Annotated in this window: 4 protein-coding genes; all 4 read right to left on the reverse strand. The window is 69.1% G+C overall.

Annotated elements, in window-relative coordinates; genetic code table 11:
* Positions 1-115: 115 nt before the first annotated feature.
* The 4 genes from BZG29_RS00695 to BZG29_RS00710 all read right to left on the reverse strand — a co-directional run bounded on the left by BZG29_RS00695 (position 116) and on the right by BZG29_RS00710 (position 16,163).
* Positions 116-13,819, reverse strand: a complete 13,704-nt coding sequence (locus BZG29_RS00695) for a filamentous haemagglutinin family protein (RefSeq protein WP_077398241.1) — start codon at positions 13,817-13,819, stop codon at positions 116-118.
* A gap of 181 nt (positions 13,820-14,000) precedes the next feature.
* A complete protein-coding gene (locus BZG29_RS00700) occupies positions 14,001-14,948 on the reverse strand; it encodes a FecR domain-containing protein (RefSeq protein ID WP_077398242.1) in 948 nt (315 codons plus the stop codon).
* Positions 14,941-15,498, reverse strand: a complete 558-nt coding sequence (locus BZG29_RS00705) for an RNA polymerase sigma factor (RefSeq protein ID WP_077398243.1) — start codon at positions 15,496-15,498, stop codon at positions 14,941-14,943. Before BZG29_RS00705 ends, BZG29_RS00700 begins: the two co-directional genes overlap by 8 nt.
* A 2-nt stretch (positions 15,499-15,500) precedes the next feature.
* Entirely contained in the window at positions 15,501-16,163 is a 663-nt protein-coding gene (locus BZG29_RS00710) for a secretin and TonB N-terminal domain-containing protein (RefSeq protein WP_171984911.1), read from the reverse strand.
* Between the last annotated feature and the right edge of the window lie 237 nt (positions 16,164-16,400).

The raw sequence follows: 16,400 nt of genomic DNA on the forward strand, positions 1-16,400 counted from the left end.
TGTGTTGCGGCGCTGGGCCGGCGTATTGTTTGTTGCTAATGCTGATCTACTGATGCCTAGACAGCCGCCGCGCGCGACGACTGCCGAATGTCATCAAATGTTCATAAAACTCCGCTCAAGGCTGTAAACCGCGCCGTTCGTTCGGCGTGAGCGCCTGCAGCTGCGGCGCCGTCAACGGCCCCGCCCCCAGCACCTGCACCACGCCGGCCGGCTGGTAGCTGGACGCCTGCGGTTCGCCGCCCGTGTGCTTGCCAACACCGGCTTCGTCCGCCTGCTCGTTGCCAAAACCCAACACTTTCACCGTGAACAGCGATGGCTGCGCCTGGCGCGTGGCGGCCCGTTCGCGCTGCAGCACGTCCTGCGCCGCCGTCACGGCTTGCGAGGCGGCCGCGCTGGCATTGCTGAGCGCCCCCACGTTCACGGCGGCAATGGCCGGCATGCCCGTGGCCTTGCCCTGCACCTGGATGTTTTCCGCGTTGACCACCTGCAAGGCCGCCAGGTTGACGTTGCCCGAGACGCGGATGCCCGCCTCGCCCGCGTCGATGCTGCCCAGCGGGGCGATCAGGTCGATGTCGCCGGGCGGCACCTCCGGGATCGGGTTCAGGGTGGCGATGCCGGCGCCCGTGTTCGGCGTGGTCGGCGACAAGGTCACCATGCCGATGTCGTCGTAGACCCGGCGCTGCGGCGCAAACACCACGGTGGACTTGGAGCCGCGCCCCGCATTGATGTCGCCCTGCGCCGACCAGGCCAGGATGTTGCCGCCGAAAGTGGTGAAGATGCGGCTCTGGCCCAGCAGGATGCTGTCCCGGGCGTAGATCTGGATTTCACCGGCGCCCTGCGTCAGCACGCCCGAGCCTTCGCCCGGCACGAAGCCGCCATCGACGCCCACCAGGGTCCGTCCGCCCGGCGTCAGGATGTCGATGTTGCCGCCGAAATCGGTGTGGATGCCGGCATCGGCCAGGTCGAACACCGGCGCGTGGGTGTCGCCCAAACGCACATACTGCTCACGCGTCAGATAATTGACGCCCTTGCGCGGCCGCTTGGTGCTGCCGCCTGAGGCGCCGTCCAGATAGTAGGTGGCGCCGCTGAACATGGTCAGGTCGCCCGCATAAGTCACGGGCTTGCCCTGCGCATCCTTGCTCGGGAACAAGGTGGCGATGGCTTCGCGGCCGCGCAGGTAGCTGCCTTCGCGCACGCCGCCGGCAGCCGTGTACTCGCGCCCGCCAGCCTTGAGTTCGGCGAAATACACGTTGCGCAGGAAGACGCGCTGCTGTTCGGCCGGCAAGGCCGCGAAAAACTTGCGCGCATCCATGCTGGCGGCATCGAAGGTCAGCCCGGCGCCATTGCGCTGTCCGGCGCCATAACGGGTTTCCAGCCAGTTGACCAGGTGCAGCTGGCTCGACAGGCCGTATTCGCGCTGCAGGTCGCGCCTGGCGCCGCCGCTGCTGGCCTGGAGAGACTTGTCGAGCTCGCCTTGGCGCGCCGCCAGGAAGGCGGGCGCACCCGCCGCGTCGCCGCTGTAGCCGAATTCCGCGCGCAACCAGTCGGCCAGGCCCAGGCGGCCGCCATACACGGCCACCGCTTTGCCGGGCTGGTCGGCCAGCGGCTTGCCTGGATCGATCAGGTTGGCAGCGTCGAGATAGCGCGCGGCAAAGGCGTCATAGTTGGGGCCGTACGCCCCGACCCCGGCCGCCACCGCAATGCTGGCGCCGCTGCTGCGGTCGCCAGGCGTGATATGCGTCACCGCGCCGATACTCTTCAGCTCGGCCTTGTCGGCCATGTCGATATCGCGCCCGGCCGTCACTTCCAGCGTGCCCGGACCGCCCACGTAGAACGTGCCATAGCGGATGTCGCGGCCGGCATGCACGACCGACACCTCGTCCGGATTGTTGTGCAGTATCAAATTGCCGCGCGCCGAACCGACAAAGTTTTCCGTCGGCCGCAGCGGCAGCGACGGATTGGCGTACGCTATCTCCGACGTCCAGCCCAGCAATCCCTGTGGCGTGGCTTCGACCAGCCCCAGCGCCGTGCCGGAGTTGACGATGTCGCGGCCGGCACGGATATCGACCGGACCGGCGCCCTCGTACCAGGTGCTGTGGCTGGCCGCATTGCCGCCGCCGCGCGTGATGATGGAACCGGTGCGCAGGCCGATGATGTCGCCTGCCAGCGCGTAGTAGCGCGCCGGCAGCTGGTCTTGCACCGCGTAGCCCGAGGCGGTGGGCGGCGTCAGCGTGAACAGCGGATAACGCTGCGGTGAAGCGCCCGCTTCGCGCGACGCGAACAGCACGCTGGGCGCCTGTGCCTCCTGGTTGACGTTATGCGTGTACATGTCGCCATACGCGGTGGTGCCGGAAACGCCCGCGAAACCCGGATTGAACGGGCTTGGCAGCGCGGTCGGATCGGCGCCCGACGCCGTCACCGTATAGGCGCCGGCGTAGATCGAATCGGCGGCCAGCAATTCCAGCTGCCCCGGCGTGCGGCGGGTGAAATGCGCATTGACCGGCGATGGTGCCAGCAGCAGGCCGGTGGCCGGCCGCGCCGGCGCATTGGTGCTGGTGTCCATATCCCTCGCCCCTTGGGCGGAGTTGCCGACATACAGGCTGCCGCTGGCGGCCACGGCGCGCAATTGCGACGGCATCACGAAACGCCCGCCGCTGGAAGCCTGATTGCCGCTGGCGCGGTCGTCGCTCCAGGCCGTGGACGGCGTCAGGTTGCCGCCCGCGCTGAACAGGTCGATGGCGGTCGACGGCGTCCACAGCGAGAACCAGCTGTAGCCTTCGCCGTCCTGCGCCACGCCCTTCGCGGTGAACGGCGTGCCGTTGTTGATCTGGGTGACGCGGCCGGCGTCGCCCACGCCGCCCAGCACCAGGTCGCCGCGCGCATCGATGCGCACGCCGGAGTCGCCCGGCACCACCACCGGCCCGCCGCCCGCGATGGACGAGGTGGCCGTGTAGACCTGATAGGCGCGCGACTCCTGGCTGTCGCCCATGTCGAAGCGCAGCTCGATGCCGCCCACCGATCCCGCCTCCATGCGCAAGGCGCCGCGCAGGTTGACGAAGGTGCTATTGAGGTCGCCACGCGTGCCGGAAAAACGGGTATCCGGCGTGATCTCGCCGGTCGTGTCGGCAAACGAGCGCACCTCGGCCACCGGATTGAGGCCGCCGCCAATGCGCACGTCGAGATCGCCGCCGCCGGTGAGCGTAAGCACGGAACCGTCGGCCGATACCCGGCCGGTGCTGGCCACCGCCAGGTTCAGGCCCTGGCTGCGCGAGACGAATTTCGCGCCTGGATCGGTGCGCGGCGACAGCATGCCGGCGGCCCTGCCCGCCTCGAGTACCAGGTTGCCGCCGCCCAGGGTGCCGATGCCGGTAAAGCCGGTCATCACGGGCTGGGTCTCGTACAGGAAGTTCGTGCCAAGACCGCCAGCGACATAACTGCCAAAGTTGATCCACCAGGCGGTGGGCACGCCATCGCCCTGGGCGACCGCGCTGCCGGTGCCCTGGCGCCACAGCCAGGTGCCGACGGCGCTGCTGTCCTGCTGCGGACGCAAATAGCCCACATCGTCGGGACGACGCTCCGTGGTGTAGCCGCCCCCCACCAGGTCGCCGGTGACGTCGCCCTGCGCGCGCACCAGCACGTTGCCGCCATGCTCGGGATACCAGGCCTGGTACAGGCTTTGCGCGCCACCGTCGACGTAGGGCTTGAAGGCATCGCCATCGGGGCCGAGGATGGAACCCTTGCGATCGGCCGCGCGCGGCAGCCGGTAAGCCGCCGCCACGTTGGCCGCCTGGGTACCGGCCGTGTACACGCCGTACGGCGAATTCTGGCTGAAGTTGCCGCCGGCCAGCAGATCGAGGTCGCCCGTGCCGGTACGCAGCACGCTGAACAGCTGTTGCCGCGCAGGCAGCGCTACCATCGGGAAACTGGCGCCTTCGGGCAGCCAGGTCACCAGATCGCCCACATCCGGGCCGAAATTGTTGTATTCCAGCAAGGCTTCCACGCTAGTAAATTCGGCGAGATTAACCAGCGTGCCGGGAGGATAGCCGAACATCTCCGAGTTGCCCATCCAGTAGAAATTGCCCGCCACGCCGTCGATCGGCGGCGCCGCCACCTTCGGCAGACTGAGCCCCAGGACCGCGCCGTAGTGGTGGTCGGCCAGCAGCAGACTGCGGTTGTCGCCCATGGGGCGCAGCGCGCGGCTATCGGCCGCCTGCATATCGGCACCGGCCACCAGGCGCATCGACCACGACTGCGAACCGCTGGCCAGCATCGGCGCCAGCGCCCAGTTGCGGCCCTGGTTGCCGTCGGCATCGGCCGGACGCAGGGCCACCGAATCGGCGCCGCCAGGCAGCCGCACCCAGGTTTCGCTCGGCACCAGCGCGCCCTTGCGCAGCTGCAGTTCGCCGGCCAGCGCCACGCCATTGGCAGGCGTATCGGGGGTGCCATCGCCATCGTAGTCGGGGCTCGGCGTGTCCCTGACCGCGCCCACCGGGTACGGCAGCGGTACGCCGCCGGGCCAGGTCATGGCCGCCACGGACATTCCCACGGGCAAGCGGGTGCCGGCATCGAGCCGCGTGCCGCTGCCCAGCGTGACGGCCTTCGCCAGCACGGTGCCCGCCGCATACACGATATCGCCGGCGGCATTGCGCACGGCGCCGCCCAGCACCGTGCCGGCCGGCAATTCCACGGCGGCCGTCAGGGTGGCTTGCGACGGCAACGCCGTGCCCGCCCGCAAGCTCATCGGTTTCATCGGCAGGTCGTAGTTCAGGGTGCGGCCGGACTGGAAGAAGGTGTCGTCGGCCAGCGTGACCAGTTGGCCATGCGGCACGATGACGTCGGCGCCGAACGGCACCCGGCCCTTGGCCAGCATCCAGCCCTTGTCGTCCGGCGTGACCGGCAAGGCCTTGCCATCGAAGCCGTCATTGATGCTGCCGAAGACGTTCAGGTTGCCGCCGGCGCGCAGCACCAGCGCGCCCGCTTCGCCGGAGCCGGCCACGCCGGTCTTCTGCGTGTGCGGATTGACGCTGGCGTAGCGATGGCCCGACAGGTCGATGTCGCCATCGACATGCAGGTCGCCGTCCGGCGTGGCGCTGAGGATGGCCACGCCCGGACGCAGGTGGAAGGCGTCCTTGTAGTTGCGCAGGCCGGACAGGCGGCCGTTCATCAGCCCGTCGTTGGCCAGGGCGCCCTTCATGAAATCGACGCTATCGTCGTGCTTGCGGTCCAGGTAAGCCTGGTCGATGACCTGGTAAGGGCGGCCGTCGGCCGTCGTTTCCGTGCCCGGGCGGGCGTCCGTGTACGACCAGAAACCGTTGACCGTGATGGCGCGGGCGCCGTCGATGGCCAGCGGACCGGCCGCATCGATGGCGACGTCGTTGCCGGTGGCGCCGCCGAGGCGCCGGGCGTTCAGTTCCAGCGTGCCCAGCGAGGCGATGCGCTCGGCCTTCCCGGCCGTGCCGGCGCGCAAGTCCATGCGCGCACCGGTATCGAGCACCAGACGGCCGCTGCCGGCATCGATGTCGATCACGGCGCGGTTGGGCGCCTCGATCACCTGGCCGTAGCTGTCGACCCGCAGCACGCTGCCGTGGGCGTCGAGCAGCGCGCTGCCGCCCACGCTGACGCCGTCGCGCGCGGCCAGGCGGATGCTGCCCACCTGCTCGCCGCTGGCGTCGACGGTGCCGTTGACGGCCAGACGGCCGCCATCCACCGAAACCGTGATTTCGCGCGCCTTCAATTCATTCTCCAGCACCAGGTCGCCCTGCTTGAGCTGGAAGCTGCGGCTGCCGAACACGCCGCCCTTGCTCAGGCGCTGGTTCAAGCCCTTGAAATCCTCGATATGCTGGCCGCGCACGTCGAGGCCGCCCGCCGCGAACGGCACGTCGGTGCCGCCCGCGTCGTAGTGGCCGCTGCTGCCGCCGGTGATGCTGCCCAGCAACGCCACGCTGCCCGCCTGCGCGTCCAGCGCGGTGGCGGTGAGCTTGCCGGCGCGATTGGAGACAGCCGAGAAATCGATGGTGGACGCGGCCGCCTGGCGCACGTCGCCGTGGCGGCTGTCGAGCACCACGTCGCCGCCCCAGCTGTACTTGGGCACGCCGTTGAAATCGATCTTGCGGCCGGCCAGGTCGAGCCGGGCACCGTCGCCCAGCACCACGTCTTGCTCGGCGGACACGCTGAGCTTGCCGCTTGGCAACAGCACGGCCGTGTCGAGCGTCACGCTGCGCCCGTCCAGCGCCACTTCGGCGCCCAGTGCGCCGGCCAGCGCGGCCGCATCCGGGGCGGTGGCGGCCGCGCCGGACGGCCTGGCGACATGGATGTCGCCGCCCGCCTTGATCTTGTTGACGGAGCCGGCGGCGCCCGTGAGCAGCGCCGTGTTCAGCGCCAGGTTGCCGCCGCTGCGCAGATAGCCCTTGCTGGCCGTATCCCAGCCGCTTTGCGACTGGTACACCGACAGCGAACCCGTATGGTTGGCGGTGATGCGCTCGCTGGCATTGATGGCGACATCGGCAAAGCCGAGGATCAGGCGGTCCATGCCGTGGATGGTGTCGGGCCGGCTGTTCGGACCATAGCCGAACTCGACCTGGCGGGCGTCGACCTGCAAGCGCCCGCTGCCGCGGCCGGCGCCGCCGGCGGCGACCAGGCCCGGCGCGGTCGTGGCGCCGTTCCATACCAGCACATCGGTCTTGATGCGCGCCACGGCGTCGCTGCCGCCGGCGCCGTAGATCGCCGGGGTGCCGATCACCAGCCGCTCCAGCGACGATTTTCCCGTGCTCGCATTGATGGTCGACAATTCGACGCTGTCATAGAAATTGATGGCGTCGCGCGCCGTCAGCGCCAGGCTTTCCAGCGCCGGCGCGCCCGCGCTGGCGTCGCCGCGCAGCAGGCGGTCGAGGATGCCCTGGTTCAGGGTCAGTCCGGCCGGCAACGCGTCGCGCGCAGCCATGGCGGCCAGCGACGCTTCGCTGCCCACATTGATGCCGCCCACGGCCAGCACCAGGTTGCGCGTGCCGTAGGTGGTGGCGTCGCGCAGGTTGAAGCTCTGGTCGGTGGCGGCGACAATGCTGCCTTCCGAATACAGCGGCGTACTGCCGCTGCACACGGCGCCCGCCGCGCAGGCGCCGATGTCGATGCGGCCCGGTCCGGATCGCGGATCGGTGCTCACGCCGGGCGCCAGCATGTCCAGCCGGCCATTCGACACGGCCAGCACGCTGGACGTGCCCGGCGCATACACGTAGCCGTTGCCCGAATCCCAGGCGGCGGCGCCACGGCCCAGGGTATTGATGCCGCCCCCCTGCTCGATGACGATGCCGCCTGCCTTGCTATTGGTCACCAGGAAGACTTCGCCAGCCTTGAGCACGGCGCCGTCGCGCACCACGATGTTATCGACGCCGCCCTGGAACTGGGCGATATTGGCTTGCTGGTTGCCGTTGGTGCTGCTGTAGTTGACGGTAGGCAAACCGCCGATGCCCAGGCGCGGGGCGCCGATGGCGTTCAGGGCGTCGACCCGCACCGCCATGCCCTTGAAGTCGACGGTGGGCGCGCTGGCGCCGCCGATGATTTCGTAGTTCTTGCCGGAGCCGCCCAGCAGCAGCGCGCTGCCGCCGAAACCGTCCTTGCCTGGCGTGTAGTTGGTCGTGCCGGCAAAGCGCAGCGCATCTTGCATCACGCCCGTGCCGCCAGCACCCGCATTGGACTGCACCAGTTCAATGTGCAGCGCCTTGGCGTCGCGTTCGAGCAGCGGCCGCGGCACGCCGTCGCGCACCGCCTGCGCCAGCGCGAATGCGCCGTAGCTCGTTTCATTGTATTGCGAATAGCTGCGCAGCACGTCGGCCGGCGTCAATACCGCCTGCGATGGCAGCGCCGCGCGCCGGTCGGTATTGCTGGTGCCCAGCTGCACGGCGGTGGCAAACGAGCCGTTGCGCATGGCCGTGGCCGACCCGACGGGCAAGCCGCCGGCGGCCAGGCCGTTCAATTCCACCCGGAACGCGCCGGGCAGCAGCGCAAAGCTCGACGGCAGCAAGGTATAGGTGCCGGCGGCCAGGCCCGGCACGCCGGCGCCGATGGTGATCTGGCGCCCCAGCGCCGGATCGCCGGCGCCATTCTCGGCCACGATGGGCGCATACCCCGGCTGCGCGCCCGGAACGATGGCGTAGACGGGATTGGTGGCCAGGCCCGGCAGCACGAAGCTGCCTTTGCCGGACGTCTGCACCAGCGGGTTGAGGCGGGCGTCCGTCGAGCCGCCGCGTCCGGCCAGGAAGGCCGCGCCGGTCAGGGTGCCGCCGCCTGACAGGTCGAGCACGGCGCCGGCGCGCACATCGACGTGTTTGCCGGTGAGCACGACGGCCGGGTCATTGCCCACGCCCTTGTACACGACGTCGACGCCGTCCATCATGTAGCTCAGGCCATCGAGCGAGCCGCCGTACGGCATCACCAGGCCGTTGGCGCTGACCGACGTCACGCTGCCAGGCAGCAGATTGGTGTGGCCGGTCACTGCGCCATTCGTATTCTGGCCCAGCGTGATTTTGCCCAGCGGCGCGCGCAGCACGCCCCCCTGGTTCACCGTGCCGGCACTCAGTTCAAGCGAACCGAACACCGAGTAGGGCAGGGCCGGCAACGGCGCGGCAGGGTCGCCGCTGCGCTCGATGGTCAGCCTGCGGGCCGGATCGAACTCGGTCGCCAATTGCCCGAATTCGTTGATCACGTTACGTTTGCCCACCTCCACCTTGCCGGTAGCGCCGCTCACCGGATAGATTTGCGCGCCCGCCAGGGTCAGATTGCCGGGCGTGTACAGCGCGGCCGCCGTGCGCATGCGGATGTCGCCGCTCGAACGCAGCGCCAGCTCGCCAAAGGCATCGCGCTTGACTTCCAGGTCGGCGGCGGCGTTTTGCCCGATCACGCCGTTGCTGCCGACATTGACGGCATTGGCGAGGTCGATCATCGCGGCATTCAGCGTCAGGCTGGCGTGGTCGTCCACGTTGGGCACGCCCAGCTTGCCGGCGCCGACGCCGCCGTTGCCGGAGCCGCGCACCGGATTGGGCATCAGGTGGTCGTCGCTCTGGGTGCGGCTGGTGCCGGCCAGGCGGATGTAGGGCGCCGCCAGCTTGACTTGCGCGCTGGCGCCGTCGGCATGCCCGGCCAGGGCCAATGCACTGGATGTCAGGCGCAGGCTCTGCCCCAGCGACAGGTCGAGGTTGCCATCAAAACTGATCAAGCCGTTCGACAGCAAGGCCAGGTGGTCGAAGCCGCCGGCGGCCACGCGGTCCGCACCGAGGCGGGCCACGCCGTAGCGCAGCGCAGGATCGCTGTCGCCCACCTGCAGGTCGGCGGCCAGGCTGCTTTCGCCCTGCAGGCGCGACAGCACCAGCTCGCGCGGCACGCGCACCGCGTCTTCCACGCCCAGACCCTTCAAGTCGAGCTTGCCGACGATGCCGTAGTTCGGCGCTTCGAGGTTGAGCGCCAGCGTGCCGCCGGCAGCGCCTGTCCCGCCCGCTGCCGCATGCATGGTGCCGTCAAGCAACAAGCCGCGGAAGGAGCTCAGCGCGATGCTGCCGCCGTCGCTGGCCACCTGCACGCTGCCCTGGCCGGGCAAGTCGAGCAAGGCGGCGGCGCCGGACGCTTCCAGGCGCGCGCCGGGGCGCACGATGACAAAGGCGTCGGCCGCCTCGACCTGGGTGGCGTCGAGGTTATGCCTGGCGCCGATCTCGATGGTGCCGCCGGCGCCCACATGGCCATACACGCCGCCCTGGGCGTCGGTGGCGGTGGCCGCCCGTCCGGCCACGTCGAGTAGCGCGCGCTCGCCGATCCAGATCGACTGGGCATTGGCGCTGCCGTCTGGACGGTTGATCTCGCCACCGGTGATCAGCATGCCCGGCAACACGGAAATGCGGCCGCCGGCCGCGCTCAGCGTGCCTTCCACGGTGATCTGGCCATTGCCGGTCAGGCTGATGCTCTTGCCGTCATCCACGCGCAGCGTGGCGCCCTGGCCCACCACCAGCGGCGCCTTGGCGCTGCGGGTGCCGGCCGACAGCGCGATATCGGCGCCGGCGCGTTGCTTGAGCACGCCTTTTGCGGCATTTTCCTGCCACAGCGGGGCCAGCCACGGTTGCAGGACGGCGGCGGAATCGGCGCCGGTCGGCAATTGCGCCGCCAGCGCCAGGTCGGCGCGCAGCAAGGGCATGCTGACGTCGATGGTGGCGCCCTGCGCCACCTGCACGCCCTGCTGGCCGTTGATGTTGTAGTGCGCGAAGCCGCGCTGGAACAGCTCATTGTCCAGCACCAGCAGCGGCTTGACCACCAGGTCCTGCGGCGCACGGTTGCCGGCCAGCAAGCGCTCGCCCGCCTGCAAGGTCACATCAAACGCGAACGCGGTACCGGCGGCCACCCTGGCGTTGAAAGCGGGCACCGGCATGCCGTTCGGGAAGGCGTTGGCCGGCACCAGGTAGCCGGAACCGAGCTTGCCGCGCACGCCCGTGAGCGTGACGCCGGCCGGCACGGTCATGCCGCTGGTGTAGACGATGCCTTTGCTGTCGGTGATGAAGATGAACTCATAGCTGATCGAGGCGGGCGGCACCACCCAGGCGACCGGCAGGGTGTAGGGACGCGCCGCGCTGAAATCCGGCAAGTCCAGCAAGGGCTGGCCGGCAGGGACCAGGGTACTCACATAGCTGAAGTCGGCATCGAGCACGGTGCCGGCCTTGATGGTGAAGGCTTCCGCCAAGGTCAGGTGCACGGGGACGGACTGGCCTGCAAGCAACACGCCATTGCCGGCCAGCACGCCGCCGCCCAGCGCCACGCCGGTACCGCTGTCGATGGTCAGCGTGCCGCCGCCGTTGACGCCGTAGCCGCGCAGTTCGCCATCGAGCACCAGCGTCTCCGACTTGACGCCGTTGGGATCGTTCTGATTCGAGCGCAAGCTGATGTCGCCGCCGCGTCCGCCCTTCAGTTTGCCATCGGCCAGCACGGCCGCGCCCGAGGACGTGTCGATCACGCTGCCGGCCGCCAGGTTGACGGTGCCGCTGCTGACCAGCGCCACCGCGCCGCCGTTGACATAGGGCAAGCCGGACGTGTTGCCCGGATCCAGCTTGAGCTGGCTCCACAGGCCGCGCGTGTCGAGCGTCACACCGGCCGTCACCTCGATGCCCACCTTCGCTCCGGCCGCCGGCGTGGCGACCGGCGTATCGAGCCAGGCGGCGGTGCCGGTGGTCGGCTTGCTGACGATGTCGCCCAGCGCAATGCTGCCGCCGCGCGCCGTCAGCCCGGCGTTGACCTTGACCTGGGGCGCATGCAGCGCGATTTCGCCGCCCGGCATGACCTGCACCGCGGCATCGACCTCGATGGCGCTGCCGGCATAGGCCTTGATGCCGCCCAGGTGTTGTGCGTTGAGCCAGCCGGCGTCCAGGTAGGTCTTGCCGACCAGATTCTCGGGCAGCGCGTCTTCGCGCAGGAGATCGCCGGCGCTGGCGCCGCCGGCGCCGATATGGATGGCCTGCAGCAGCGCCGCGGGATTGTCGCGCAGCTGCGCGCTGGCGGCGTCATACACGGGCGCCAGCTGGCCCAGCACCAGCTGGCCGCTGCGGGCGGCGGCTAGTTGCGACTGGCGATAGCCGTCGAGGGTGGCGTCGCGCGCATCCTGCTGACGCGCGCCCTGGAATACGCTCGATTCAATCGCGCCTTCGAGCACGGCCGATGTGGTTCCCACCACCACGCGGCCCGCATCGCGGCCCACGGTATAGCCGTTTTCCAGCCGTTGCTGGGCGCCGATCAGGGGATTGGCGAAATTTTCCGTCGTTTCCGCGCCCCAGCGCTGGTGGTGCGCGGCGTAGCCTTGGTAGACGCCCGTATACAGCACGTCGCCGGGCGCCGTCGACAGCCTGTACAGCTGGCCATCCTTGCCGCTGAGCCAGCTCTGGCGAATCATGCCCGTCTGGACGTCGAAAGTGCCGCCGGACACGTTGAGCTTAGAGCCGGCCTGAGTCACCAGTTCGCCGCCCTGGAAGGCCACCGTGCCGCCCTGCGCCGCCCATTCGCCGATGCCGTGGCCGCTGGTGTTCAGATAGCCGCTCACTTCGAGCAAGCCGCCGCCCGTGTACCAGCGGTCGGTCGGATAACCATTGGTGCCGGCCGCGACCCGTACCAGGTCGCGCCGGTCGACCCACAGGTCGGTGCTGTTGAGGGCCTTGCTGTCGCGGTTGCCCGGCGCGTCGCGCTGCTCGTTGCCCTGCGCGTTGATCAGCACATTGTTCGAAGCCATCGCCACGTTCACGCCGACGGCGCCGGAGACGTCGATGGCCGCGCCGCGCGCCACTTGCGTGCGGCGCGTGGCCAGCGCATTGACCTGGCCGCCGGTGGCCAGGGTCAGCGAGCCGCTGTCGAAGGCGATATCGCCGCCGGAGGCAATCTGGATCAGCGACAGGTCGCGGCGGTTGTAGGCGCCGTCGCTGGGCAGCGCCGAATCCTTGATGAGCGCGTCGCGCTGCACGTCCAGCGCGGTGGCGCCGCTGTCGTCGAGCAGCACCGTGGTGAGGCTGTCAGGGGCCAGCGTGACCAGGCCTTCGCTGCCGTCGGCCTTCAGGTGCACGGTGCCGCGTGTCGTCACGCTGGTGCTGCTGAGCAACACGCCGGCCTGCTTCACGTCGCGGCCCGTCAGGGTGACGTCGCCGGTCAGCGCCTGCACCAGGCCCGCATTCGTCACCTTGCCGGCGCCGCTTTGCGCATTGAACTTGACGTCGACCTCGTTGCCGCGGGTGCTAGAAGTCTGGTTGGCGTCCGTCCCCAGCCCCTTGCGGATGACGAAGCTGTCGCCGGCGGCCAGCGTGACTTGCCCGTTCGGCGCCGACAGGCTGCCGCCGTTATGCACTTCGCGCCCGGCCAGCAGCACGTAGCCGCCGCCTTCCGTCACCGTCTGCGGCTTGCGCGTGCCGATCTGCGCGCCGGCCTGCACCACCACGTCGGCCGTGGCGTTGGCATGCGTGACCACGCTGCCGTTGAGCACCAGGTCATTGGCCAGCGTGGGCTTGAAGCCCGAGCCCTGCGTTTCGCTGTAAATACCCTTGCGGAATTGACTGTCGCTCATGCCCACGGCGGCGGCCACCAGGCTGCGCGTGTCGACCTGGCTGCTGCCCGTAAACACGATGCCGTTGCGGTTGACCAGCATGACCGTGCCGTCGGCCTTGATCTGGCCGCGGACCTGGCTGGGACGGGCCAGCGGATCGTTGACGCGGTTGAGTACGGACCAGTTCGCCAACTGGTCAAATTGCAGGGTGGTATTCTGGCCGATATTAAACGTTTCCCAGTTCAGGATCGCCTTGTCGGCCGTCTGCTTGACGGTCACGACGGTCTTGCCGTCGGCCTGCGCCTGCGTGGGGCCATTCGCATTGAACCAGCCCGCCGTCAGGCTGTTGCTGTCGACTTTCAAGCCGCCTTCGGCCAAGCCTTCCGGCACCTTCGATCCGGCGGCGATGGCCGCCTGGCGCGCCGCCTGCTGGGCCGCTTGCTGCACGGCGATGGCGCGCGCCGCCAGTTGCAGATTGTTCAGCGAACTTTGCAGCTGGGCATTGGCTTTTTGCTGCTGCGCCTGCTTATTGTCCGTCCCGAGGATGACCTGGCCATTCGGCAAGCGTCCCGTGGCGGCCGCCGTGCCCTGCTGCGCACCCTTGCCGGCAAACCAGGCGCCGCTGAACGGCTGCTGCGCCTGCGCGCCGCCCGCCTGCAGCAGCACGGCGATGGCCAGCGCCAGCGGTTTCAGGCGCACCGGGCGCCCGGTCCGGTTGCCCGCCATGGCGGAGGAGGATGCGTGTTTCGTGACCGACTTGCTTCGCTGCATGGCGACATTCCCTTTTCATGTTCCGTTGCTGACCGATATCGCGAGGCGGCGCGCACCACGCACGGGGGCGGGCGGCAGGCACTGATTCGCGGCTTCCAGCAGCATTGACAGGGAACAAGGTCCGGGACTGCAAAAGGTCATGAAAATGTCATAATTGGCGGCATGCCATCGGCGTGCATCGCTAGCCAAACAGCACGATGCCGCCCGGCAGCCGCGTCACGCGCGCGCCATACGCGTCCTGGATCAGCGCGATCACGTCGTCGAGGCGGTCGAGCGAAAAGCTCGCTTGCACGCGCGTGAGTTTCAAGGCGTCGCCATTGAGGATCAGCTTGCCGGGACGGTAGCGGTTCACCTCGTCCACCACCTCGGCCAGGGTGCTTTGTTTAAAAACCAGCAGCCGGTGGCGCCAGGCGCTCACTTCGCTGGCCGCCACCGCGCGCGTGAGGCCGAAATGCTCGGGCCGGTAACGCAGCTGCTCACCGGCGGCCAGCTCCGCATCGTTGCCGGCCTGCGCCACGCGCAGGCGGCCCGCCAGGCACGTCACGCACACTTCCTGGCCGAACAGGCGGATATTGAAACGGGCGCTGCCGGCCGACACGCTGCCGTCGCCCGCCTGCACGCGCACCCGCGCCGCGCCGCGCAAGCCGGCCTGGAATTCTGCCTCGCCTGCCAGCAGCACCAGCGCCGCGGCGCCGTCCTGCACGGGCGCCGCATCGAGGCGCGTCTGCGTATTCATCTGCACCAGCACGCCGCCGTCGAGCGCCACTTCGCGCTGCTCGCCCGTGCCCGTGGCATAGTCGGCGGCAAGACCCGCGACGGCCGGCCACAGGTCCGTCGGCGGGCGCAGCACCAGCAGCCCCAGCGAGGCCGCCACGGCGCCGCCCAGCCAGGCGCGCCGCGCCGTGTTGACAGGCGCCTGCGCCCGCTTGACGGCGCGCGCGGCCGGCGCCATGGCGCTCCACACGGCGCGCGCCTCGGCAAACGCGTTGGCATGCTTGCGGCTGCGCGCGCACCAGTGGCGAAACACTTGCGCATCGCGCTCGCTGACCTGGCCCGAGGCCAGGCGCACGACCCACGCCTGCGCTTCCTTCTGGATGACACTCATGTCGTCTTCCGCTTGTTCAGTCATGATGTTTAGACGTTTTTCCCGCGCCGGGACCGAAGCGCTGGATGAAATCGCGTCCCATGCGCTCGCAGCAATGTTCGAGGCCGGCGCGCAATTCCTTCTCCACCGTGCGGGCGGAAATGCCGAAGCGCTCGGCGATGTCGCGGTGCGGCAACTGGTCGACGCGGGCGGCGATGACGATGGCGCGCCGGCGTTTCGGCAACTCCTGCAAGGCCCGTTCCAGCTCTTCCAGCTCGGCGCGCGCGCTGTAGGTGCGGGCCGGGTCGGCCAGCTCGTCGGCCATCTCGTACAGGTCATCGATATCCGGCAAGCTGAGCAGGCGCGCATTGTCGCGACGTTGATCTTCCGCAATGTTGATAGCGATGCGCATCAAATACGCGGACGGGTAGCTGATGGCCTCGGGCGCATTCATCCGTTCGACCCGCAAATACGTTTCATGCAGCGCGTCATTGGCCAGGTCTTCCGAGCCCAGGCGGCGCTGCAGGTGGCGGCGAAACTGTCCGTAGCGTTCCAGGAACAGCTTGCGCAAGGTGGTTTTGAGCAATTCCGGCATGCTCAGGGCACCCCGGCCAGCAGGTAGGGTGCGCAATCGGCATCCGGATCGGGCCGCGGCGTCAATAAAATCGTCAGCGGCTGCGGCAAGCCCGCCGGCGGCGCGCCATCCATCAGCAGGCTGCGCAGGCGCTGCAGCACGGCGCGGTCGCGCTGTTCCACGCCGCTCGGTTCCAGCACGTGCACGGCGCGCACCTTGCCCCGTTCATCGAGCCACAGCTGGAAAGCCAGGCGGTAGCGGCCGAAGGCATCCGGATGCAAGCGGCACAGGGCGCGCGTGAGCGAGCGCTGCAGGATGGCCGCATAGCCTTGCAACGGTAGCGCGGCAGGGGCGGCCTCGGCCGGCACGGGCGCCGGCGCCACGGGGGCGTCGGCCAGCGCCAGCAAGGTAAACGCGTTGCTGCCGCTGAAGCGCGCGCCCAGCTGCGTGCCTGCCAGCAAGCGCTGCAGCGCCTCGGCCGGCGTGTAGTCGCCGCGCACGGGCGCGGCCACGCGCCCCGCCGCCAGCTGGCTGCTGACGAGCACGGAATACCCGGTCACTTCGCCAAACGCCACCAGGGCCGCATCGAGCGGCTGGGCGGGCAAGTCGAAGCGCAGGGTAGAGTGCGCGCTGGCGTCAGCACCGTCCGCACCCGCAGCCGGCCGCACGAATGTCATCAATGTCATGAATGTCATCAGCAAGCAGGCAGACAGGGCATTGCCCGTTGCGGCGCGGCGGTGGCTTAGTGTCATTTTCCTGGGGAATCAACGAAAAATCCTGCTCATGAAGTGTCTTGACTGCAATGTTGTCTGCAGAATGGCAAGATGGTAGCTTCATAAAATGACAACTGCATGACATGGCGTCGGCCCGCATGCCGGCCTGTGTCATCGCCGCGACATATGATCTTGCTATGCTGAACGCCT

This window comes from Janthinobacterium sp. LM6 (genome assembly GCF_002002885.1).
Classification (GTDB): Bacteria; Pseudomonadota; Gammaproteobacteria; order Burkholderiales; family Burkholderiaceae_D; genus Janthinobacterium; species Janthinobacterium kumbetense.

Coding starts and splice junctions, on each gene's coding strand:
- BZG29_RS00710 (WP_171984911.1), bottom strand. CDS start 16,163: ATGACATTGATGACATTCGTGCGGCCGGCTGCGGGTGCGGACGGTGCT.
- BZG29_RS00705 (WP_077398243.1), bottom strand. CDS start 15,498: ATGCCGGAATTGCTCAAAACCACCTTGCGCAAGCTGTTCCTGGAACGC.
- BZG29_RS00695 (WP_077398241.1), bottom strand. CDS start 13,819: ATGCAGCGAAGCAAGTCGGTCACGAAACACGCATCCTCCTCCGCCATG.
- BZG29_RS00700 (WP_077398242.1), bottom strand. CDS start 14,948: ATGACTGAACAAGCGGAAGACGACATGAGTGTCATCCAGAAGGAAGCG.